Below are 22,108 nucleotides of genomic sequence, written 5' to 3' on the forward strand. Positions count from 1 at the left end.
CCAGAGGTGTAATTAACTCAGGTTATGCTTTAAACCACCAGGAGAGGCACGGAGAAAAGCAAAAAGCATTTCTCCTGTCGCTCCGGGGCAAAACAAAGGAAATTATTCAGGCCCTATCCCTAACCATTTTGCAACACCTCAAGTGTTAGCCATTTCATGCACAGGGCTGGCAGGAATTTTCCAGAGTAACGCAATACCAGCTTTTGAAAGGAGAGGCCCTTCTCGATCATCGTTGCAGTGAATTACCAGATGTTCACTATCGGGGCTAAATTTGGCCTTTTGAACGGGATAAGCCGTTTTTATCTTATCTTTTTCTACCCATGTGCCATCATCACCGATGCCCCAGAGTTGCACAAGGCCTGACTGGTCTGTGTCTTTCCGGTTTTTTTTGTTGCCATAGGTCACAAAATGGTTTTCCAGTTCATTAAAATGGGCTCCATGGATGGCATAGGCACCAGGTTTTGTTACGGCCAGTGTCGTCCACTTGCCATTGTCATCGCGCCCCAGAATGGAAGCGGTGGTGTCCCGGCTAAAGGTATAGGCAAAGCGCCCTGAAGAAGAAAACCGGGCTTCACGAATATCCAGCAGATGTTTAAACTCCAACTCTTCCTGCCATTTGCCCTGACTGTTGAGGCCATGAATTTTCACGGTCCAATCACTACCGCGGGTCAGCACACTGTCCTCCTGAGCGTTGAAGGCAGCATAGTCAATCCCCGCCAGGTGATATACCCTTGCATTCTCAACCAGGTTACCTTCCTCGTCATCCCCCCAAATGCAGGCGAAATTCGATTTATAGCCATAGCTCAGAAGGAGATTCTCTGAGGGGCTGAAGAGGGCTTCATAACTGGCATGATGCACAAAGGTCTGACCTTTATCCAGGCGATCATCAGGAGTTTTGCAGTCCAGGAGTTTAAAAGAGCCACCGCTTTCAAAACGGGCCAGTATTTTACCCCCGGATGGGCTGAATTTGGCATCTGAACAACAACGAATTTCTGCTTTTCCTTCCCAGACACCATTAGCATTGTAGCCAGAAACTATAACTGTGTTGTCTATATCTTTGGTCAGCGCATAGTGCCCAGTGGCATTGAACAAGGCTTTGCAAACCAGGTTGTTAATATGTTGGTTGTCGTCGGTTATGATCGTCGCAGGATGACAGATTCTCCCGATCTGTGACCAATTCCCATCGTCATCACAACCCAGAAAGATGGTCTGATTACCCCAGGTGAAGATCACAGCGTGTTGCTCATCATCACTCAGCTGGGCACTGGCAATGTTCCCGCCGCACTCAAAGACCTTTTTCTCCTCAAGGCAGTTGGTCTCATCATTACAGACCCAGATGGTCACTTTTGAGCCCAGGTAAGTCAATAAATAATCGTTTGTGGCTTGTAAAGCCGGTTGCTGCGGCCCGGTTTGCTTACTGTAAAGGATCTCTTTAGTCTGGGTTAGCGGGATCCACCGTCCGTTGCCATCCTGGCGCAATACGTTGATTTTGCCGTTCTGTGGGTCGTAGGACATAATTTTGTTCTGCCCAAGGCTGAAGTCTGCTTCTATCCTTGGATATTCTTCATCATAGGGGGTAAGCGCAAGCACCACCGCCTCCTCCCAACGGCCATCGCTGTTCAGCGTACATACCTTGACATTGCCATCGTAGCTGCAACTCAGGAGCGTATTTTCAGATCTGTTGAGTTCGCAACGATAGACCGAATCAGAGTTTCCTATTTCCCCTTGCTGCAACCAGTTGCCATCCGCGTCTTGTCGCCAGATCTTCAGAATAAAATCGCCCGCGCCATTACAACCATGGATAAGCAGGTTCTTACCCATTTGGCTAAAGCTGACATTGATAATATGGTGATCGAAGCAAGCCACCAGTTGAGGTTCCAGATAATTTTCCTGACATTGGAAAATGTCAACCTTCGCTGAATCAATATTGTCCGCTTGCCTGTTATTCAGCGCAATATCCTGTAACTGCGCATCATTAACAGCTGCGGTGCTATTGAGCTGTACATGCTGTTGTGATGCGTCTCCCACTCCAGCGTCTGACGATGGCATCATGGAAATCTTAAGCCCGATAATTTCCAGCTTACGCTGACCGATAGCAGTGATGATCGACAACTCGGGTGGAGCATTCCGTTTCAACCGTTCCAGGGATTTGATTTGCTCCGGTCCAGAGACTTTTGATGCATATTTGTTATAGGCAGCCACTGATTCACACAAGGGTTTCAGATTATTGAATATCTGCCGTTCACCGGCTTCGATTTTGCTTGTTGCTGCCCTGCTAAGTACGCGACCAAATGAAATCACCTGATTTCGTGCTTGCTGACTTTTCAAGGCTTTAGAACTTGCCGCAAAACAAGTGTCCAGACATTGTCGAGCTATTGGCCCCATGATAACTCCGGTTATATTGACACAGGGATTGAATTAACACCGCCATAAACCGGTAGCATCCTGTGGTTGTGTAAATCGTCCACCATTGCTGGTCGAACCATTCAGTAACTGATCATTAGATCAGTCAATTTGGCAAAAGTTCCTCTCACTGAGGTATTTTTTGGTCCAGAGTTATTAAGCCACTGAAAAAATGACCGGAAAGAGCGTCAAGCCCAGTACTTCTAGTGCTGGGAAGGATCGCTCGGCTTGCAAAGCAAGCCCTTTGTACTATTTTTCACACGTCGGACTTTTTCAGCGATAACGCATTCCGGCAGGAAAAGTAAAAACCTTCCGCTTTCTGTTCGTGTCCTCCAGACAATCCGAAAGGTAGAACAGATTGTCGAATAAGGTGAATCCCGTTAAATAGGTAAGGGATTCACTGCGGCGGGGCATCGCCGTCTTGCAGAAGGAATCCCACTGCTTTAGCTGTGGGAGGATGTCAAAACAGAGATCAGCATGGACGATTTGAATAACAACAAGATAAAAATTTATTTGCCGTTACCTCTTTGCAAAAAAGGAAAATATTCAGCCCTCATTCCCAGGGCCTGTGGACGTTTAGTTGCGTGCTCGCAACGAAACGTCCACTTCAATAACACCTCAAGTGTGAGCTGTTTCCTCCCCCGGGCTGGAAGGAATTTTCCAGAGTAACACCGTACCATTTTTTGAACGAAAATATCCCCGTCGATCATCGTTACAACTGATCAATAAATGATCGTTATCAGGACTAAATTCGGCCTTTTTCACGGGGTAATCCAGTTTTATCTGCTCTTTTTCTACCCATTTATCATCACTATCCAGACCCCATAGTTGCACAAGGCCTGGCTGGTGTTTGTCTTTTTTGTCTATTTTTTTGCCATAGATCAGAAAATGGTTATCCAATCCATTAAACTGGGCACCTTCAATGGAGTAGCCATCAGCCAGGTTTGTCATCGCCTGTTTCATCCACTGGTCATTGTTGTCGCGTCCCAGGATACACGCGGTTCCGCCCAGGCCAACGGTATAGGCAAGGTGCCCTGAATCGGAAAAAAAGCCATCGCGAATATCTCTTTGATGTTTAACCACCAACTGCTCCTGCCATTCACCCTGGCTGTCCAGGCCATGAATTTTTACCACTTGGTCATTACCCCTGGTCAGCACACTGTCCCCCTGAGCGTTGAAGGCCGCATAGTGGATCCCCCCCCGGTGAAATGCCTTTGCTTTCTCAACCAGATTACCTTCCTCGTCATACCCCCAAATACAGGCAAAATTTGATTCAACACCATAGCTCAGAAGAAAATTCTCTGACGGGCTGAAGATGACTGTTTTACTGCCGCTGTGCTCACAGGTTTGAACTTTATCCAGCCGACCACCATTACTGCTGCAGTCCCAGAGTTTAAAGCTTTTATAGGTCCGTCTTATGAAGCTCTCGTAACAGTTGTTGCTGTGCTCATCAGGGGTCTGACCTTGATCCAGCGGGTCATCAGTCTTGTTGCAAGACAGAGGTTTGTGGAGTTGGGCCAGTAATTTGCGCCCGGAGGCACTGAATCGGACATCTGAACAATCCTGAATTTCAGTTTTTACTTCCCAGGAACCGTTTTCGTCATAACCAGAGATAATCGCTATATGATTTGAATCAATACTCAGTGCATATTGTCTGGAGGCATTGAAGGATGCTTTGTGAATATAGCCTTTGATATGTTTGTTAATGGCCTTTGAATAACTTTCAGGATGACAAACCTCCCCGATTTGCGACCATTCGCCATCGCCATCACAACCCAGAAAGATGGCCTGGTCCACACCGAAGAGCACAGCATACTGCTCATCATCACTCATTTGGGCACTCCAAATCCACTTACTGAACTCAATGATCTTTTGCACCTCCATGCAGTTACTGTCATCATTAAATGCCCAGATGGTCGCTGTTGAACCCCGGTAAGTCAGTAAATTATGGTCTGTGGCTTTGAAGGGCTGCTGCTGTGGCCCCCAGTGCCGACGGTGACTGATCTCTTGAGTCTGGGTTAGCGGAGTCCACTGACCGTTGCTATCCACCGGCAGTACCTTGATTTTGCCGGCCCAATAATCGTAAGTCATAATCTTGTCCTGCCGGGGGCTAAAGCCTGCGATCACCCGCACATTGTCTTCGCCTCTAAGGCAGGGGCTGTGCTCAAGTACCACCGCCCCCTCCCAAAAGCCATTGCTGTTCAGCTTACTCACCGTGACTTTGCCATCGGAGCTGGTACGCAGTAATGTATTTTCCGACCGGTTGAATTCGAAACGAAAGTTATGCTCCCTGAACTTCCCGTTCTGCGACCAGTTGCCATCCGCAGTTTGTTGCCAGATGCCCAGAATACGATCGTCCTCACTGTCTTCACCATCGATAACCAGATGCTTAGTCGAAGGGCTAAACGTGGCTGCACAGACATAATGACCGAAGCTAATCACCTGTTTGAGTTCCAGATAATTGGTCTGGCACTGGAAAATATCAGCCTTCTTTGTTTCCATTTCGCCCGATTGACTGTTAATAAGGGCCGCACCCTGTGACTCATTAACAGGAACTGGCGTATCGCTATTTGCAGTAGCGCCGGAAACCACTGCTGTCGATGCTTTTTGGGAGGCGGATTCGGTGTCTGAATCGTCCGTTGATGATTCGGTGTCTGAATCGTCCGGTGGAGATTCGGTGCCTGAGACGTCCGTTGATGGCCTGCTGAGTGAGGCAAGTGCAGAGCGTCAAGCCCAGTACTTCTAGTGCTGGGAAGGATCGCTCGGCTTGCAAAGCAAGCCCTTTGTACTATTTTTCACACGTCGGACTTTTTCAGCGATAACGCATTCCGGCAGGAAAAGTAAAAACCTTCCGCTTTCTGTTCGTGTCCTCCAGACAATCCGAAAGGTAGAACAGATTGTCGAATAAGGTGAATCCCGTTAAATAGGTAAGGGATTCACTGCGGCGGGGCATCGCCGTCTTGCAGAAGGAATCCCACTGCTTTAGCTGTGGGAGGATGTCAAAACAGAGATCAGCATGGACGATTTGAATAACAACAAGATAAAAATTTATTTGCCGTTACCTCTTTGCAAAAAAGGAAAATATTCAGCCCTCATTCCCAGGGCCTGTGGACGTTTAGTTGCGTGCTCGCAACGAAACGTCCACTTCAATAACACCTCAAGTGTGAGCTGTTTCCTCCCCCGGGCTGGAAGGAATTTTCCAGAGTAACACCGTACCATTTTTTGAACGAAAATATCCCCGTCGATCATCGTTACAACTGATCAATAAATGATCGTTATCAGGACTAAATTCGGCCTTTTTCACGGGGTAATCCAGTTTTATCTGCTCTTTTTCTACCCATTTATCATCACTATCCAGACCCCATAGTTGCACAAGGCCTGGCTGGTGTTTGTCTTTTTTGTCTATTTTTTTGCCATAGATCAGAAAATGGTTATCCAATCCATTAAACTGGGCACCTTCAATGGAGTAGCCATCAGCCAGGTTTGTCATCGCCTGTTTCATCCACTGGTCATTGTTGTCGCGTCCCAGGATACACGCGGTTCCGCCCAGGCCAACGGTATAGGCAAGGTGCCCTGAATCGGAAAAAAAGCCATCGCGAATATCTCTTTGATGTTTAACCACCAACTGCTCCTGCCATTCACCCTGGCTGTCCAGGCCATGAATTTTTACCACTTGGTCATTACCCCTGGTCAGCACACTGTCCCCCTGAGCGTTGAAGGCCGCATAGTGGATCCCCCCCCGGTGAAATGCCTTTGCTTTCTCAACCAGATTACCTTCCTCGTCATACCCCCAAATACAGGCAAAATTTGATTCAACACCATAGCTCAGAAGAAAATTCTCTGACGGGCTGAAGATGACTGTTTTACTGCCGCTGTGCTCACAGGTTTGAACTTTATCCAGCCGACCACCATTACTGCTGCAGTCCCAGAGTTTAAAGCTTTTATAGGTCCGTCTTATGAAGCTCTCGTAACAGTTGTTGCTGTGCTCATCAGGGGTCTGACCTTGATCCAGCGGGTCATCAGTCTTGTTGCAAGACAGAGGTTTGTGGAGTTGGGCCAGTAATTTGCGCCCGGAGGCACTGAATCGGACATCTGAACAATCCTGAATTTCAGTTTTTACTTCCCAGGAACCGTTTTCGTCATAACCAGAGATAATCGCTATATGATTTGAATCAATACTCAGTGCATATTGTCTGGAGGCATTGAAGGATGCTTTGTGAATATAGCCTTTGATATGTTTGTTAATGGCCTTTGAATAACTTTCAGGATGACAAACCTCCCCGATTTGCGACCATTCGCCATCGCCATCACAACCCAGAAAGATGGCCTGGTCCACACCGAAGAGCACAGCATACTGCTCATCATCACTCATTTGGGCACTCCAAATCCACTTACTGAACTCAATGATCTTTTGCACCTCCATGCAGTTACTGTCATCATTAAATGCCCAGATGGTCGCTGTTGAACCCCGGTAAGTCAGTAAATTATGGTCTGTGGCTTTGAAGGGCTGCTGCTGTGGCCCCCAGTGCCGACGGTGACTGATCTCTTGAGTCTGGGTTAGCGGAGTCCACTGACCGTTGCTATCCACCGGCAGTACCTTGATTTTGCCGGCCCAATAATCGTAAGTCATAATCTTGTCCTGCCGGGGGCTAAAGCCTGCGATCACCCGCACATTGTCTTCGCCTCTAAGGCAGGGGCTGTGCTCAAGTACCACCGCCCCCTCCCAAAAGCCATTGCTGTTCAGCTTACTCACCGTGACTTTGCCATCGGAGCTGGTACGCAGTAATGTATTTTCCGACCGGTTGAATTCGAAACGAAAGTTATGCTCCCTGAACTTCCCGTTCTGCGACCAGTTGCCATCCGCAGTTTGTTGCCAGATGCCCAGAATACGATCGTCCTCACTGTCTTCACCATCGATAACCAGATGCTTAGTCGAAGGGCTAAACGTGGCTGCACAGACATAATGACCGAAGCTAATCACCTGTTTGAGTTCCAGATAATTGGTCTGGCACTGGAAAATATCAGCCTTCTTTGTTTCCATTTCGCCCGATTGACTGTTAATAAGGGCCGCACCCTGTGACTCATTAACAGGAACTGGCGTATCGCTATTTGCAGTAGCGCCGGAAACCACTGCTGTCGATGCTTTTTGGGAGGCGGATTCGGTGTCTGAATCGTCCGTTGATGATTCGGTGTCTGAATCGTCCGGTGGAGATTCGGTGCCTGAGACGTCCGTTGATGGCCTGCTGAGTGAGGCAAGTGCATTAACACTATTTGCTGGAACAGCACCCGCTGGCACCGTGGCCTTATCTGCTGATTCAGGTTCGGTAAGACTACTATTATTGTACGGTGTATTCCGTTGGTCATGCTGTTGCAATGCACCGTCCAAACCAGCGTCTGATTGCGTCATCGTGGAAATATTCAGCCCGATGCTGCGCTCATCAATGGCGGTGGTTAGCGTTGCGTCGGGTGGTGGATCCAGTTTCAGCTGCCCCAGTGATTCGACCAGCTCCAGTTCCGGGATTTCTGAGATTTGTTTGTTGTATGCCGCCACCGATTTATGCTGTGGCTTCAGATCATCAGATAACTGCCGTTCATCGGTTTCTATTCTGCTTGTGGCTGCACTGCCTGACGCTATTGGTTGCATGGTAACTCCGGTCATATCGACACAAGGATTGAATGTATGCGGCAATGGATTAGTAGTACTCTATGGTGGTTTAGCCACCCTCTGTTACTTGTCTGACCATCCAGCATCTGGGTTATAGATCAGTTAATTCGACAAAAGTTCCTGCCCTGATGGATTTTTTTCAGTTCAGGGTCATAAGGCCATTGGAAAAATGACGACTACTGTCAGGCATTGCACATTGACAATGTGGCACTTTCATTGCCCGGAGAAGTAACACAGACGCTTTCTGTTGATATCAGCCGTGATTTTTATACCGCTCAATTTTATTGATTAACGTCAATTAATTGAGTGAGACTGACTTGCGTCAGGTCATAAGTATGCCGTCCCGCCACTGATAGCCTTCGCACACTGATACGCCGCCTGGAAATAACCTGCTTTCTCCAGCTTCCGGGAGCTATTTCTGAATCAAAAACAATCGCAGTGTTGAAGTCTTCGGTAAGGGTGTGGTTATTCTGATCACTGCCGCCCTGGCTGCCGCAGTGATTGAAGCACTGACCGGTTTTGTCGTTATTCCGGGTATGGCACCATTCTCTGATGGTGTTGCCACCGTTGGTCACATTGCCATGGTTCTGGCGGGAGCTTTCCCTCTGGTGCACTTTATTACCACCCGGTTCAACAAACCGCTGATGGCCGTTGGTCGTTCCATGGGCATGGGCGAAACCGCTGCCGCTGGTCTGGTAGCGACCCTGGCAGACAGTATCGCCATGTTCAACATCATGAAAGATATGGACAACCGCGGTAAAATCATTAACGTTGCCTTCCTTGTCAGTGCCTCTTTCACCCTGGGTTACACCGCTGCCGTGAACAGCGACATGATCTCTGCCATGATCGAACCCCAGGCAGAGAACTCAGGCAGAAGTTGAAAAGATCTTTAAAAATGCCCTTTGATGTGACATTTATTCATCAATAACAGGGTCTCCATGAGGCCCTGTTCATTTGCCAGTCAAAATTACTAACCAGCACGATGCTATAATTTTCAGATCATTGAAAGATCACGGAAGATTCTTATGAGCAGCAACGGATTAGGTTCGCTTACCCCCTCACAAATCAATCAAATCAATAAGTTAGCATCAATTGAAAATTCTGAAAAATATGTATTGGTGGCCAAAAGCAATGGTAAGGAAATTAAGTTTACTTCTATAAAGCCAAGGGTCAATTCTGAAGCCAATAAGGAAAAACCTGTGGATGGTTCTGATTTAGCGGTAGAAACCCTGGGTTTAAAGGATCGAACAGTCTCACCAGCATTAGCAAAAAGGCTCATTGAGGCCTATAAAAACGTATCACCGCCTGATGTAGTCTTCGTCGACCCGAAAGATGTTCACCTCCTTTTGGATCACGTCGATGATAGCAATAGTACTCAGCCGCCGGGCGAGGATGCAACATCCAGTCTTGATAGCGTTAGAAATCGAAGAAGTTCATCCAGTACATTGCATTCTGGCTGGGGGTCAACCACCAGTCTCGATAGTGGATACAACAGTGTTTATGGCAGTACGGAATCCCTTTACGATGATGTAGCTTTGCCTCAGGATAAAACAACTTCACCTTTATCAGAAAAAGTTACTGAATTAATTAACAAGGAAAATTATATAGGCGCACATTTGCAAATGCGTGATGAGAGTTTGGCGGCCATAAAAGGTAAACATATTACCAATGGACGATGGAGTAGATTTGGCTTTAGCGATAAGACAGTAGGACATGTACCTTTGCCGAAAAAAACAGCCTTGAAAATTGATGGCAATCATATTCCCGCCAACAATATCGAGTTGACCAATGCCAAGTATGTCGCCATTCAGGCACCTCAAACTAAAGCAAAAATTTCTGGAGGCGATATCTGGCGAGCAGCCCTTGACTCGGAGTGCAGTGTAATTTGTGATCTGACCAGAGAAAAAGACAGGCTCGAGACAAGAAAAGGAGGACCTATTGCTTCGTATTACCCAACCGGAGAAAAAATCCAAGACGACGACAAGGTCAATGGCAAAATCAAGGACAAAGACGGCGGCAAAATCGACAAAGAAATCGTCTTTGATAATGGGATAAAAGTGAGATGCCATTCAAAACAACAAAAAGCAGGGTATTCAAAAATAAAATATGAGGTGACTGATCCCCTTACTGGCGAAACCCGCATTATGCGAAGATATCATTATACTGGCTGGCCGGATCACGGAGTACCCAATGAAACAAACGGTCAAGACTCTCTGCTCAAGTTTATAGAAGCACTGCGCACTCATCAGGTCGGGAAAGAGTATTCAGGCAAAACAATGGTGCATTGCATGGCAGGCGTTGGCAGAACCGGAACGCTTATTGTGCTAAATGAAATCTACCGGGACATACTCTCCGGAAAATATCAAAATAAGAAGGAACTGGATCAAGCAGTATTCAAGACTATTCAACAAGGCAGAAAAGACCGGGGACCCGCCTTTGTTCAAGCAGAGGATCAGATCAAATTTATCATGGATACCGTTCATACATGGCAGGAAAAGCGAGACAGGGGAGAGAACATTACTCCCCAGATTTAGTACTAAGTTCTTCGTTCAGGGCCATGAAGTAATCAGCAGCCAGGCGCAAATGGCTGCCGGTCCAGCAGAACATCTCACCATCCACCAGCCGGGTACTGGCAGTCACACCCAACTCGGCAAATTCCTGACAATGCCGGTCTTTAAATGGATAGGGCTCTGAAGACAGGAGCAGCATATCTGGCCCGGCTGCTTTTAGCTGGTCGATGGTGATCTCCGGGTAACGCTCCAGATCAGCAAAGACATTTTCCATCCCGCAAAGCTTCAGCATCTCATTGATAAACGTATTACCGGCAGCAACGCGATAGGGCTTCCTCCAGATAAAATAAGCCACACGCAGTGTCTTTCCAGAAGCCAGTCGTGCCATTTTGCGCCTGATGTCTTTGACGATTTCGTCGGCATTGTGTTCTTTGTTGGTCAGCTGACCAACGGAAGTGATCATGGCCAGGGCATCATCCAGGTTGTGGATATCACAGACCCAGGTTGGGTATTGCTGTTGCAGCCGCTCAATGCCCTCCCGGTAGTTCTCTTCCTTGTTACCGAGGATCAAATCCGGCTGCAAGGCATCTATCGCCGCAAAATCCAATGTCTTGGGACCGCCGACAATCGTTTTTTCCTTGCGTGCCCGCCCGGGATGAACACAGTAGCGGGTTACTCCAACAATCCGGTCTTCCAGGCCAAGATCAAACAACAGCTCTGTCAGGGATGGCACCAGAGAGATAATTCTCACTGGCTTGTCACTAACGTCTACTGAATACTGCATCTGATCAATAAACTGGCGGGACATTTTTGAGGCCTCAATGTTTCAAGTGAAACTCCGGTTTAAAGCAGCTTCTGGAAAAACTCTTTGGTGGGTGACGGTATCACGGTCTTGCCAATCAGCATACCGGCATCCCTGGCAGCCATCACGCCAGCATCAACTGCCGCATTAACCGCAGAAAGTTCACCGGTCATCACGATAAATGACTTACCGCCAATGGCCATGGCCAGACGTACTTCAATCATTTTAACGTCGGCTGCCTTGGCCGCAGCATCGGCAGCGATCACTGCAGACGCAACACTGAAGAACTCAATAACGCCCACGGAATTTACCTGACTGATGTCGTTCGAGCCACTCAGTCCTGCCAGCAGTTCGTCATGGATATTGGCAACCGCAGCGATCATTTCAGACGTCAGACCACGACTGATACGACGGATCTCAGCACTCTGGGCTTGTGGGACAGCAGCCATTCGCGCAGTTCACCAACGCTCCAGTTCTTGATTTCGCTGTAGATACGCTCGTTAACATCGTCCTGAATAATCCGGGTGACTTCGTCCACCTCGTAAGGTACGACCGGATTATTACGGAGATCAGACAGCAGCATACGGGACAGAACATCCTTAGCCGCCACCATTTCAGTGATTGATTCGGCGGCTATGCCCGCCAGTACGTCGCCAGAACGTTTTTCGTTGGCCTTGGCGAGTACTTCTTTAATGCTGGAAAAGCTGTAGACCTTTCCAAACAGTTTGGTTTTAAGAAGCATGAGGAGCCTGTGCCTCGGTTTGAATGAGTTAGCGCAACAAGGCTACCCAAACGAGCACGAGACCGGCTTGATATGCGTCAGCGAGCACCCATCATTAAAAAGTGACGTACATCAATAAAATCAGGGTGCGGATGGCTGTTTTTTGCGGACAGGGGAGATAAATGATCAGGATCAAATTCCGATGGACAAAATAGCCTCAATAAACGACAAAAACATGATCCAGATCAAATGATGAAAGGAAAAACTCTGAATGTGTCTGCTGATGACCGATTTTAATGAAGCTCAGTAAGGCGCTCAAGTAACTGCTCCGGGCTCTCGTGCACCAGATCTTTATTGATGTGATCTCCCAACGGCACATGTTTATCGACCACAGGCAGTATTTCACCCAGTAGTTTTGGGGGAGCACAAATACGCAGGGTCTCAAACTGGTGCTGATCATGGGCATGATTGATAGACCTGGCCAGCATATGGGCAAAGTTGACAGACTCATGCTCTTTGGGCGAGTTATCCGTACCCAGACTACGGACACTACCGCCAGCGGATGAAGTGACTGAATGGCCGGGGCCTGCCGTCACGAACTCATGCCGTTTCCATCTGCCTTCTTCATGATCAATATGATCAACCAGATCAAGCTCTTTCTTGTGTCGGTCAAAACGATAGACCTTGGCTTGGCTGTTATCAGCAACCAGTACCCAGGATGATGCCATGATATGCACCTCTAAATGGCTCGCTAAGTACGATAACTGTTCAAAGATAGTCCAATGGTTCAGGAATTGCCTGTTTTTACCGTTGAGAAGACTTTATCTGGATAGATTTTGCTTTTCAGCATGTAGGCAATTTTAACTGCCATGAAATGAGCAACTCCGGAAAACTCTGTTTTCGCCACTTCCAGCATTTTTTGCCGCTCTTCTTTGAGCTTTTGCTTTTTTGACTTAAGCCTGAGAAAACGACTGCTGTCTTTTGAGGTTAAAGACGGTAATAAGTCATGCTCAATTCCACGCCAGATACAGTCAAAGGTTGTTTGATGAATTGTCTTAAGTTCATCATTAGCCAGGGTTCCCAGAATTGGATCTATCTGATCATACAAGTCAATCAAAAACTGTATATAGAAATTTCTCAGTTTTTCCCGCTGGGAATCTGACGTTATTATGGTATCCGAAGGCAATACAGCCTGTTCACAGGATTCGGGAAACCCTTCTTTGTCCTTAACATTATTAACAATCTGACTGGCCAAATCTCGATAGAATATCAATGGGTCCTTTTCCTTAATGCCTGAGCGAAGTTCTGAAAATGCCTTTTCCACTGAAAAATCCAAATCCCATTGACCAAAGTTGACTCTGACACGTGATAACTGCTCAGGGTCAAGCTGAAAGGAAGGATCTGCTATTGTTAGCAATTTTAAAATGCCCTGGTGCATTCTTATTATTTTCCTGCTTTTAGTATCACTATCATCCACCAGAACATCACTGAACATTGTTTTCAAAATGACCTTAACAGAGCTATCAGGAAGCTGTTTATAATGATAATAAAACTCTGAGAACTTACTCTGTATCTGTTCAGCCATTTTAACAAGCTGAAGGACTTCACCCTTTTCGTTTTCGGTAAGCGTGCTTTTCAGGTAATACTTTTGAAACCTCTTTTCAGTAATCCCGAATGCCAGATTAAATTTAGCGACAGCCTTGGTATATACTAATGGAAAATAGTGCTCACGCTTCTGAAACTCAGGCATACATTTTACCGTGCTTTCCAGGGAGCCACACTCATCAAGAAATTTCCAGAAGTTTTCTACAACAACAGGCCAAACGGCATCTCGCAAGGCCTCCCCTCTCAGGGTTGAAAATCTATCTTCCCCCAGAACCAGTTTCATAACATCCGGAACCTGCTCCAGATCCATATTCACGTCTCTAATCAAATTGTACGGTTCAGACAGCCTGATAAAAGACTGTGTATCCGTGATAGCCCTCATGACAAAGCCGGGGTCCAGGACACCATTTTGATAGGGCTCAACTTCATGAAATCTTGTTACCCGATCACTCAGGGCAGCTCTGAAGGAAAATATTTGTGTTAACTGGTGTTGAATTTTTTTCTCTGGACTTATCGGTTCAGAGCAAAATGCCTGACTGAATTTGGTTGAGAGTAAAAGGATCTTATGATTTTTTCTCTTTCGTATCGCTTTACGTGTCAACCGGCTTCTATCAAAAGGAGATTTGGCTGGAACCTTAACTTTATCTTCTGAGCAAGATTTTTCCTGGTCGACTTCAGGAGAAAAATGACATTTTTCAAATTTATCAACCAGCTCGGCCACTGAAACTTCGTAATCATTTTCGTGGATGGGAGAATTTTTCAATTCTGTTATTTTTTTCTGGCCAGCCCTTTCTTTAAAGGACTCAATACGTTCCGTGACAGAAATGCCAGCCTTATTCAGATTCAGCCCTTTATTTTCATACAACGTTTCATCGTCATTTGCTCCAGCATTCGAAATATAACCGGAGTCATTAGAAGCTATTGAAACACGCAACTGACTTGATCGAACCGATAAATATCCCTCATGGTTATCATTTAATCTTTCTGCCTCAGAAAGATAGTTAACTACCTCATTACTTTCTGAAACGGACATACCTGAAAAACGTTTATCGTTGACACTTTTGCTGTGGCTCTCCCGGCTGGGACGACCATCATCATATGGTAACAAGCCATTATCATTTCCTTCAATTTTCATAGCAGCCTCCCGGCCCCTTCACTAAAAATTTTACTGGATGCCGGACATTCAAATAAGGGTCTCATGTAAATCTATTTTCAATCAATTGTAAGAAAATCGATACTCAATCAGTAGGCTATCAGAGTCCAGCATAAAATTGCTCAGCAACTATGAGCCCTTTTCTCCATCGGACAGCCAAAAAGACTTTTAATATGAAATAGATAGTAAAAAAGATAGAATACCCGCAAAATCAGATTAGCTGAGCAAAACAATAAAAATAGTTTGGAGCCTTCCATGAGTGCCAGACATGAAAATCTCGACAGCGTCCCTACTCCTCAAGGGGAAATGACCTTGAAAGTTCTGGCGGATCATCGTTCCGTCAATAGCAGTGGTGATGTATTTGCTGGCTGGGTAGCCATGCACCTGGATCAGGCTGGGGAGGTCTGTGCCCGCAAGGCCTCCAACGGTGCCAGGGTGGTCACGGTCAGTATTGGCAGTATGAGCTTTCTCAGGCCAGTTCAGGCCGGTGACCTGATCGGGTTCTTTACCCGGGTAACAGAAATCGGCAAAACCTCGATTAAGGTAATTGTCGAAGGCTGGATAGAAAACCACCATGGCTGGGAGAAACTGACAGAAACAACCATGGTGTTTGTTGCCATTGATCGGGGTGGACGAACCCAACGGGTCAGGAACTTCTAGTCCAATATTGAAGAGGATCAGGAGCCTCTGATCCTCTCAGTCTCATCCGCAACAAAACTTGCAGTTAGCTAATGAATGGCTCGTCACACGCCTCTTCAGAGACATCGCGTCCGGGTTGAAAAAATCCCATTCAGGGACAATTCTAATTCATCCCCCGATTGCAGAGACCCGACACCTTCCGGCGTACCGGTCAGCACGATATCTCCCGGAAGCAATGTGAAATGCCTGCTGATATAGCTCAACAGCCCGGGAATGGAGGTCAACATATGTGCCGTTGTCCCTTTCTGCCTTGGCTCTCCATTAACCGACAGAGAAAACCCGAGATTGGCAGGATCTTTAATATGCTCGACAGCCACAAACCCGGATAACGGGCAGCTGTTATCAAAGGCTTTGGCAACTTCCCAGGGCAGCCCTTTTGACTTTTGCCGTTCCTGCAAATCTCGCAGTGTCAAATCCAGTCCCAGACCAATCGCCATGATCGCCTGGTTAGCCTCATGCTCACTGGCATCGGTCAGAGGCTCCCTGATCAGCAGGCTCACTTCTGCCTCGTGATGGACCGCCCCACGATTACGGGGTAATTTCACGGGCTGCTCAAGGTTAACCATGGCCGTACAGGGTTTAATAAACAGGACCGGGTCATCCGGCAGGGGATTATTCAGTTCCTGAACATGTGCCGCATAATTCCGTCCTACACAAACCACCTTCCCAACAGGAAGGTCAATACGGTCGCCACTGATCCAGCGGTGCCTGTACTTCATAGCGCATCCCTTATTAACGCCGGTGATGAACAATGGAACGCACAATACGCGCCAACATCATACGGATATTTATTATTCAACTGAGCCAGAAGCTTTGTCGGAGTACCAGACAGTGTTTGCCTGTCATTCCCCGGGGAGGCTATTGTCCCACGGCTCAGGTCACAGATAAAGCATCTCACTTTCACATACACTGTAGTAGTATCATAAAGACTGGCCGCACAGTGGAAGGAGCATAGTATGTCAGAAGAGCTGCAACTCAATATCCAGAGCCTTCATGATATTCTTGAAAACTCACCCGTCGATGAATGCACAGCAGGAGCCTTAAAACAGATAACCGAAGAGATTAACATTGCCGTTGCCCAGGCAGAAGGAGAGATTCCCATTCAGGGCTACAACGATCAGCTGGAGCAGGAGGCCATTCGTTTCAGTGAAGACCACCCGGCCCTGACACAGGCGATCCGGCAATTAATGTTTACCCTCTCCAGTATGGGTATTTAAATACGGTCACTATGATACAGCTTAACACCAGATCGGTTTCACTGATGTGAGGCCGATCTCCCTGCTGTAACGACCCACCGCCTTTTAGCAGGTACTATCCCGCACAGCCTATGCTATGATGTGCCGCCTGATGCAGCCGGACGCAACCGGTAATGCGCCATGAAAACGATGGGTGGATCAATAACAGCCATGAATTGGAAGCACTACTGCTGTTGTCCGCCTGCACAATAAAAATAGTGCTTCTATGTAAAACAGCCCTGAGCCAAAAACAGCCTTGAGCCAGTCCGCCATGAGCTAACCGATAAAGAGACTGATATGCCCGAAATATCGCTGGATAAGAGCAAGATTCGTTTTCTCCTGTTGGAAGGTGTCCACCCGTCTGCTGTCGAGATTCTTAAAGCATCGGGCTATACCAATATCGACTATGTCACCACCTCCCTGCCTCCTGAGGAACTTAAGGAACGTATCGCTGATGCCCGCTTTGTGGGCATCCGGTCCCGGACCCAGCTGACCGATGAGATTTTTGCGGCGGCAAAAAAACTCTGTGCTGTTGGCTGTTTCTGTATTGGCACCAACCAGGTAGAACTGCCCGCAGCTACACGACGGGGGATACCTGTTTTCAACGCACCTTATTCCAACACCCGCTCAGTGGCTGAGCTGGTGCTGGCTGAAGCCATCCTGCTACTGCGCGGAATCCCGGAAAAGAATGCCATGGCACACCAGGGAGGCTGGCAGAAAACAGCAGCGAACTCCCATGAAATCCGCGGCAAAAAGCTGGGTATTATCGGCTACGGAAATATCGGCAGCCAGCTCAGCATCATGGCAGAGTCCCTGGGCATGGAAGTCTATTTCTATGACGTAGTGACCCGGCTTTCCATGGGCAATGCGACCCAGATCAGTGATCTGAACACCCTGCTTGGCATGTGTGACATTGTCAGTCTGCATGTTCCCGAAACCCGGGATACCCAGTGGATGTTCGGAGAAGCACAGTTTGCCGCCATGAAGGACAACAGCATTCTGATCAATGCCTCCCGTGGTTCTGTGGTGGTTATTGAAGCGCTGGCCGAGTACCTGAAGAACGGTAAGCTGCTGGGTGCAGCCATTGACGTATTCCCGGAAGAGCCACGGGGTAACGATGATGAATTCATCAGCCCCCTGCGTGGCATGAAGAATGTTATCCTGACCCCCCATATTGGCGGCAGTACCCAGGAAGCACAGGAAAATATTGGCCGGGAGGTTGCCGAGAAGTTCGTGATGTACAGCGATATTGGTACTACATTGTCGTCGGTCAACTTCCCGGAAGTCGCCCTGCCTGCTCACCCCGGCAAGCACCGCCTGCTGCATATCCACCAGAATATTCCCGGTATTCTGGGCCAGATCAACCAGATACTGTCTGAAAACCGTATCAACATCAGCGGTCAGTACCTGCAGACCAATGAGTCCGTTGGTTACGTTGTTATCGATGTTGATGCTGAACACAGCGATATGGCCATGCAGAAGATAAAAAAGATTGAAGGCACCATCCGCTGCCGCGTTCTTTACTGATATACATATACTGGCACCTCGTTCCCACGAAGAGCGGTAACGAGGGGGTCAAAACAGAACTTATTCTTAATGCTCTACTCTTTGCTCTGTCTGGGGTGTAGAGTTTTTGGACGATAATCATCCAGCACATCATTTCAATGAGTTTGATGAGTACAATCTCCGTTCACCCTGAGCGGAGTCGAAGGGTGATTGGCACAGTCTTTATTGAGGGTATAGAGTTTACGTCCTTCAACTCCGCTCAGGACGAACTGGAGGTCAATGATAGATGGAACCCATCAATTGCATTGAAACCGTGTACTGGATTTTTAGCCGAACCTCAGTGCTCTTTATTATTAAAAAAACGTCTAAACAACGTCGTTCAGTAATTAATCAGGTGTGCGTATGATTCCCGTGATTTCCTTAAAGGAGAATCCATATGTTGTACCCACGCTGGTTGTTATTGTCATTCCCCATCCTGCTATTGCTCAGCGGTTGTGCTACCGATACCGAGCAATACAGAGAACCTGCACTGAAAACGCTTAATTTCACGATCATTCACACCAATGATAACCACGGAAAATTCTGGAGAAACCGTGATGGTGAAGTAGGCATGGCGGCCCGCAAAACATTGATTGATCGTATTCGTGCAGAAGTAGAAGCTGAAGGCGGCAAGTCTCTGGTATTGTCTGCAGGCGATATAAATACAGGTGTGCCCGAGTCCGATATTCAGCAAGCTGAACCTGATTTTATCGGGATGAACCTTATTGGTTATGATGCCATGACCGTGGGTAACCATGAGTTTGATAACCCGCTGCCTGTTTTGCTGAAACAGGAAAAGTGGGCAGACTTCCCTTTCCTGTCAGCCAACATCTTTTACAAAGATACCGGCAAACTGGTGTTTAAGCCCTGGGTAATGAAAGAGCTGGAAGGTGTGCGGGTCGCCATTCTTGGCTTAACTACAGAAGACACAGAATCACAGGCGCTCAAGGAAAACATTAAAGATCTTCGTTTTGATGATGCCGTAGATACAGGAAAAGTCTGGGTACCAAAACTGATTCGGGATGACAAGGCTGATATTGTTATTGCGCTCACCCACATGGGGCATTATCCAAACGCCAAACATGGACCCAATGCTCCGGGTGATGTAAGCCTGGCGAAAGAAGTGGATGGTGTCGATATCATTGTCGGTGGCCATTCACAAACTAAACTACTCCGGCCTGATATTAAAAACAGCACCTATGTACTACAAGCTTGGGAGTGGGGGAAATATGTTGGCCGGGCTGATTTTATCTATCAATATCTGGACAATGGCAGAGGACACAGCCATGGCTTGCTGAAAATGGTGAATTATCGCCTGATTCCGGTGAATCTCAAGAAAGAGAAAATCATCAATGGTAAGAAAGAGCTGATCACTATAGAGCCTGAGATTCCAGAAGATCCGGCAGTGCTGAAGGCATTAAAGCCTTATCAGGATAAAGCGAGTGAACTGATGAATCGGGTTGTCGGTGCCATCGATCAGTCTTTGGATGGTTCGCGGGAAAAAGTTCGCTCAGGCCCAGCGGCCATAGGCAATCTGATTGCCCGGGCACAGATGGAAAAAACCAAAGCCGATCTGGCTGTAATGAACGGTGGTGGTATTCGCACTGGCTTGAAAGCAGGTAAGATTACCGAAAAAGACCTTCTCAAGATTCAGCCTTTTGGCAATATGGTGTGCTATCTGGAAATGACAGGCCGTGAGCTGCGGAACTACATTGAAGACGTTGCCGCTATTCAACCCATCAGTGGTGGCATGGTGCATTTTGCCAACGTCAGGCTGACCATGGCCGGAGATAAATTAATGTCTCTGGACATTGGCGGAAAGCCTGTGGATAAAAACAGAAAATATCGCATGGCAATTAATGCCTTTTCTGCCAGCGGGGGTGATAACTGGCCGGTGGTGGATGAGAACCCAACGTTTGTTAATACCGGTTATACAGACGCTGTCGTGTTGAGTGATTACGTTAAGAGATACTCACCTCTAAAGAGAAGTGAGTATCTGCCAAAAGGGAAGATTGTGCGGAAATAATCAACATGATTCTGGTTCCCATACCGGGAACCAGCAATTTTTCTTAATCAGAACAGTGTGAAGTTGTAATCCAACCACACACGCAGGTCGTTCTCCTGCTTGTTAATCGCTTTCCTCAAATCTTCATCGTTTCGATAGATACCGTATTTTAGCTTGAATTTCATGCCTTTAAGTTGTGGCTGGGGAAACTTATAAACAATGTGGAAATCGTTCTCGTATTCAGACGTACTTTTCTTTGCACCTGTTGCTTTATCCTTGACTTCCATTCCAGAGCCGTAATGGAGTGAGTAGCCCAACTCCAGACCCTGCACACCCAACGTGGAAAAGTCATAGGAAGCACCAATCATCCAGACAGTTTCACCGTCGTATATCATGTCTTCGGCAAAGCCGCCGGTGTTTAAATCCCAGATACCGTGAGTGTTTTTACCGTAGTCATAGTAATATTTACCGGGGCGGACATAGCCGTTAGGTGAGCCATCCGGATTCTTGCCTTCTTTTTCCTGAGATGTTTCGGCTTTGACATGGCTGACACCAGCTTCAAAATGCCATGAGTCCAGATCCAGGGCCGCGAACAGGTTGCATGCTGTAGCTTCATCGTCAAAGGCCGGGTAATACCAGGCGTTACCTTCCCATAAGTCACCATCTTTTTTGGTTTTGTAGTATTTACCGCCCAGAGTGAGAACCCTGTCTCCTGCAATGGGGGTTTCGAATTTCACTTCACCATTGTGACCGTACAGATAATCTTTGGCGAAGGCATTCCTGTATTTCAGCCTCAGTTTACGGTCATCAGCAAGATGAAACGTATAAGCGAGTTCGCCTCCGATGATACGGTCAATCTGTTTGCCACTGAAGTTGGTTAAATCATGAAAGCCGGCCTGGTTCCGCAGAGACATCTGATCAACAAAGGCCAGACCAAGGTCAAAGTCGTAGAGCTGCCCCTCCAGTTTATATCCGCGCCAGGTACTTTGTGCTGAACGGGAGCCGGAACTGGAGATTAAACCGGTATACACCAGCTGTCGTCCGACCTGAATATGGCCAGAGATATGATCAATGGAGTTTGGTAATTTCAGGTCGACCCAGGCCTGACCGAGCTTACCATAGCCTTGACCATCCATTTTTCCATTGGCTTTCTTTTCATCAATCAACAGCTGATAGGCGTGGCTGTTGTTTTCATCCATATGCAGTTTGGTAACACCATAAAAAGTACCACCAATAGCAAGAAAATCGGCCAGATAACCGGATTTCAGGTGTAACCATAATGCGCCTGTCCAGGCACCGGAGGTTTTATTCTTTTCTTTTTCTTTATTGTCAACGTCGTAGTAAACCGTTCGCAGCCTGCCATCCATGGTGGTGTCGTCGATGAAGGAATCAAAAGAAGAATTCGCAAGGGCTGTTGTAGTGCTGGCCCAACTGGCAGCAACAGCAAAGCACAACAGTGCTCGTTTAAATGCTGGCACAACTCAATCCTGTTGATAGTGGCTGGGATTGGAGGATTTAACACTGTGGAAGTATAGAAGATGAAAAACAAAGTAGAGAGGAACTACCGGATGTGAGCAGATGTGGAAAAATAAATAGAATCTACCGAGGATATGATGATCAAGCTATCCTTTGGCAAGAACCGATTTAGCAAGAAGAGTGAAATAAAAAAAACCTGATGCCAGATCATTGGCTACAGTTCGGTTCTGGTGTAGCTTCGCTATTTTACTTTTTCACCAAGGGATGTTCACGCCGCTCCCTGACTTCC

General features: G+C 47.2%; 15 protein-coding genes and 2 pseudogenes. 7 read left to right on the forward strand and 10 right to left on the reverse strand.

The features are described 5' to 3' along the window. Window positions 1-138 precede the first annotated feature (138 nt). The gene (locus J7439_RS12395) at window positions 139-2,385 is read right to left on the reverse strand and encodes a WD40 repeat domain-containing protein (protein WP_209202108.1); all 2,247 of its coding nucleotides are present in this window, start codon (window positions 2,383-2,385) and stop codon (window positions 139-141) included. A gap of 636 nt (window positions 2,386-3,021) precedes the next feature. After that, window positions 3,022-4,905, reverse strand: a complete 1,884-nt coding sequence (locus J7439_RS12400) for a WD40 repeat domain-containing protein (RefSeq protein WP_209202109.1) — start codon at window positions 4,903-4,905, stop codon at window positions 3,022-3,024. 121 nt (window positions 4,906-5,026) lie between these two features. Between J7439_RS12400 and J7439_RS26495 the strand changes: the two genes are divergently transcribed. Further along, window positions 5,027-5,149, forward strand: coding sequence for a hypothetical protein (locus tag J7439_RS26495; RefSeq protein WP_286198319.1), 123 nt, complete (start codon window positions 5,027-5,029; stop codon window positions 5,147-5,149). 411 nt (window positions 5,150-5,560) lie between these two features. Here the strand turns inward: J7439_RS26495 and J7439_RS12405 are convergent, their stop codons facing one another. Further along, window positions 5,561-8,047 (reverse strand): WD40 repeat domain-containing protein, encoded by a 2,487-nt coding sequence (locus tag J7439_RS12405; protein ID WP_209202110.1) that lies wholly within the window; start codon window positions 8,045-8,047, stop codon window positions 5,561-5,563. A gap of 467 nt (window positions 8,048-8,514) precedes the next feature. Between J7439_RS12405 and eutH the strand changes: the two are divergent. Both eutH and J7439_RS12415 read left to right on the forward strand, forming a co-directional pair. Continuing rightward, a pseudogene (eutH, locus tag J7439_RS12410) lies at window positions 8,515-8,916 on the forward strand (ethanolamine utilization protein EutH); the annotation flags it as partial. Between the two features lie 177 nt (window positions 8,917-9,093). Further along, window positions 9,094-10,602, forward strand: coding sequence for a tyrosine-protein phosphatase (locus tag J7439_RS12415; protein WP_209202112.1), 1,509 nt, complete (start codon window positions 9,094-9,096; stop codon window positions 10,600-10,602). On the opposite strand, the gene J7439_RS12420 is transcribed toward J7439_RS12415, so the two are convergent. The 5 genes and pseudogenes from J7439_RS12420 to J7439_RS12435 all read right to left on the reverse strand — a co-directional run bounded on the left by J7439_RS12420 (window position 10,586) and on the right by J7439_RS12435 (window position 14,841). Further along, window positions 10,586-11,386, reverse strand: a complete 801-nt coding sequence (locus J7439_RS12420) for a helical backbone metal receptor (RefSeq protein WP_209202113.1) — start codon at window positions 11,384-11,386, stop codon at window positions 10,586-10,588. The genes J7439_RS12415 and J7439_RS12420 overlap by 17 nt on opposite strands. Window positions 11,387-11,421: 35 nt before the next feature. Then, window positions 11,422-11,763 carry a BMC domain-containing protein gene (locus J7439_RS26500; protein WP_353623056.1) on the reverse strand — a complete coding sequence of 114 codons (342 nt, stop codon included), beginning with the start codon at window positions 11,761-11,763 and terminating at the stop codon, window positions 11,422-11,424. Continuing rightward, window positions 11,740-12,122, reverse strand: a pseudogene (eutB, locus tag J7439_RS12425) (ethanolamine ammonia-lyase subunit EutB); the annotation flags it as partial. The pseudogene eutB and the gene J7439_RS26500, both read right to left, overlap by 24 nt. A gap of 272 nt (window positions 12,123-12,394) precedes the next feature. Next, window positions 12,395-12,829 carry a host attachment protein gene (locus J7439_RS12430; RefSeq protein ID WP_209202114.1) on the reverse strand — a complete coding sequence of 145 codons (435 nt, stop codon included), beginning with the start codon at window positions 12,827-12,829 and terminating at the stop codon, window positions 12,395-12,397. A gap of 59 nt (window positions 12,830-12,888) precedes the next feature. Beyond that, window positions 12,889-14,841: a hypothetical protein gene (locus tag J7439_RS12435; protein ID WP_209202115.1), complete on the reverse strand. Its 1,953-nt coding sequence runs from the start codon at window positions 14,839-14,841 to the stop codon at window positions 12,889-12,891. Between the two features lie 273 nt (window positions 14,842-15,114). On the opposite strand from J7439_RS12435, the gene J7439_RS12440 reads away from it, so the two are divergent. Beyond that, on the forward strand, window positions 15,115-15,519 hold the full coding sequence (locus J7439_RS12440) for an acyl-CoA thioesterase (RefSeq protein ID WP_209202116.1): 405 nt from the start codon (window positions 15,115-15,117) through the stop codon (window positions 15,517-15,519). 95 nt (window positions 15,520-15,614) lie between these two features. Here the strand turns inward: J7439_RS12440 and J7439_RS12445 are convergent, their stop codons facing one another. After that, window positions 15,615-16,277, reverse strand: a complete 663-nt coding sequence (locus tag J7439_RS12445; protein ID WP_209202117.1) for a fumarylacetoacetate hydrolase family protein — start codon at window positions 16,275-16,277, stop codon at window positions 15,615-15,617. Window positions 16,278-16,514: 237 nt separating this feature from the next. On the opposite strand from J7439_RS12445, the gene J7439_RS12450 reads away from it, so the two are divergent. The 3 genes from J7439_RS12450 (at window position 16,515) to ushA (ending at window position 20,364) form a co-directional block, all read left to right on the forward strand. After that, a complete protein-coding gene (locus tag J7439_RS12450) occupies window positions 16,515-16,775 on the forward strand; it encodes a DUF4404 family protein (RefSeq protein ID WP_101747242.1) in 261 nt (86 codons plus the stop codon). Between the two features lie 315 nt (window positions 16,776-17,090). After that, the gene (serA, locus tag J7439_RS12455) at window positions 17,091-18,320 is read left to right on the forward strand and encodes a phosphoglycerate dehydrogenase (protein WP_163369341.1); all 1,230 of its coding nucleotides are present in this window, start codon (window positions 17,091-17,093) and stop codon (window positions 18,318-18,320) included. A gap of 415 nt (window positions 18,321-18,735) precedes the next feature. Then, window positions 18,736-20,364 carry a bifunctional UDP-sugar hydrolase/5'-nucleotidase UshA gene (ushA, locus tag J7439_RS12460; RefSeq protein WP_209202118.1) on the forward strand — a complete coding sequence of 543 codons (1,629 nt, stop codon included), beginning with the start codon at window positions 18,736-18,738 and terminating at the stop codon, window positions 20,362-20,364. Window positions 20,365-20,411: 47 nt separating this feature from the next. Here the strand turns inward: ushA and J7439_RS12465 are convergent, their stop codons facing one another. After that, entirely contained in the window at window positions 20,412-21,821 is a 1,410-nt protein-coding gene (locus J7439_RS12465; protein WP_209202119.1) for an OprD family outer membrane porin, read from the reverse strand. Window positions 21,822-22,108 lie beyond the last annotated feature (287 nt).

It is taken from the genome of Salinisphaera sp. G21_0 (assembly GCF_017744115.1).
In the GTDB taxonomy this organism is placed as follows: Bacteria; Pseudomonadota; Gammaproteobacteria; order Pseudomonadales; family Endozoicomonadaceae; genus Endozoicomonas.

Bases quoted from the DNA above. Each gene is read 5' to 3' on its own strand.
- J7439_RS12395 (WP_209202108.1), bottom strand. From the start codon at position 2,385: ATGGGGCCAATAGCTCGACAATGTCTGGACACTTGTTTTGCGGCAAGT.
- J7439_RS12400 (WP_209202109.1), bottom strand. From the start codon at position 4,905: ATGGAAACAAAGAAGGCTGATATTTTCCAGTGCCAGACCAATTATCTG.
- J7439_RS12405 (WP_209202110.1), bottom strand. From the start codon at position 8,047: ATGCAACCAATAGCGTCAGGCAGTGCAGCCACAAGCAGAATAGAAACC.
- J7439_RS12415 (WP_209202112.1), top strand. From the start codon at position 9,094: ATGAGCAGCAACGGATTAGGTTCGCTTACCCCCTCACAAATCAATCAA.
- J7439_RS12420 (WP_209202113.1), bottom strand. From the start codon at position 11,386: ATGTCCCGCCAGTTTATTGATCAGATGCAGTATTCAGTAGACGTTAGT.
- J7439_RS26500 (WP_353623056.1), bottom strand. From the start codon at position 11,763: ATGATCGCTGCGGTTGCCAATATCCATGACGAACTGCTGGCAGGACTG.
- J7439_RS12430 (WP_209202114.1), bottom strand. From the start codon at position 12,829: ATGGCATCATCCTGGGTACTGGTTGCTGATAACAGCCAAGCCAAGGTC.
- J7439_RS12435 (WP_209202115.1), bottom strand. From the start codon at position 14,841: ATGAAAATTGAAGGAAATGATAATGGCTTGTTACCATATGATGATGGT.
- J7439_RS12440 (WP_209202116.1), top strand. From the start codon at position 15,115: ATGAGTGCCAGACATGAAAATCTCGACAGCGTCCCTACTCCTCAAGGG.
- J7439_RS12445 (WP_209202117.1), bottom strand. From the start codon at position 16,277: ATGAAGTACAGGCACCGCTGGATCAGTGGCGACCGTATTGACCTTCCT.
- J7439_RS12450 (WP_101747242.1), top strand. From the start codon at position 16,515: ATGTCAGAAGAGCTGCAACTCAATATCCAGAGCCTTCATGATATTCTT.
- serA (WP_163369341.1), top strand. From the start codon at position 17,091: ATGCCCGAAATATCGCTGGATAAGAGCAAGATTCGTTTTCTCCTGTTG.
- ushA (WP_209202118.1), top strand. From the start codon at position 18,736: ATGTTGTACCCACGCTGGTTGTTATTGTCATTCCCCATCCTGCTATTG.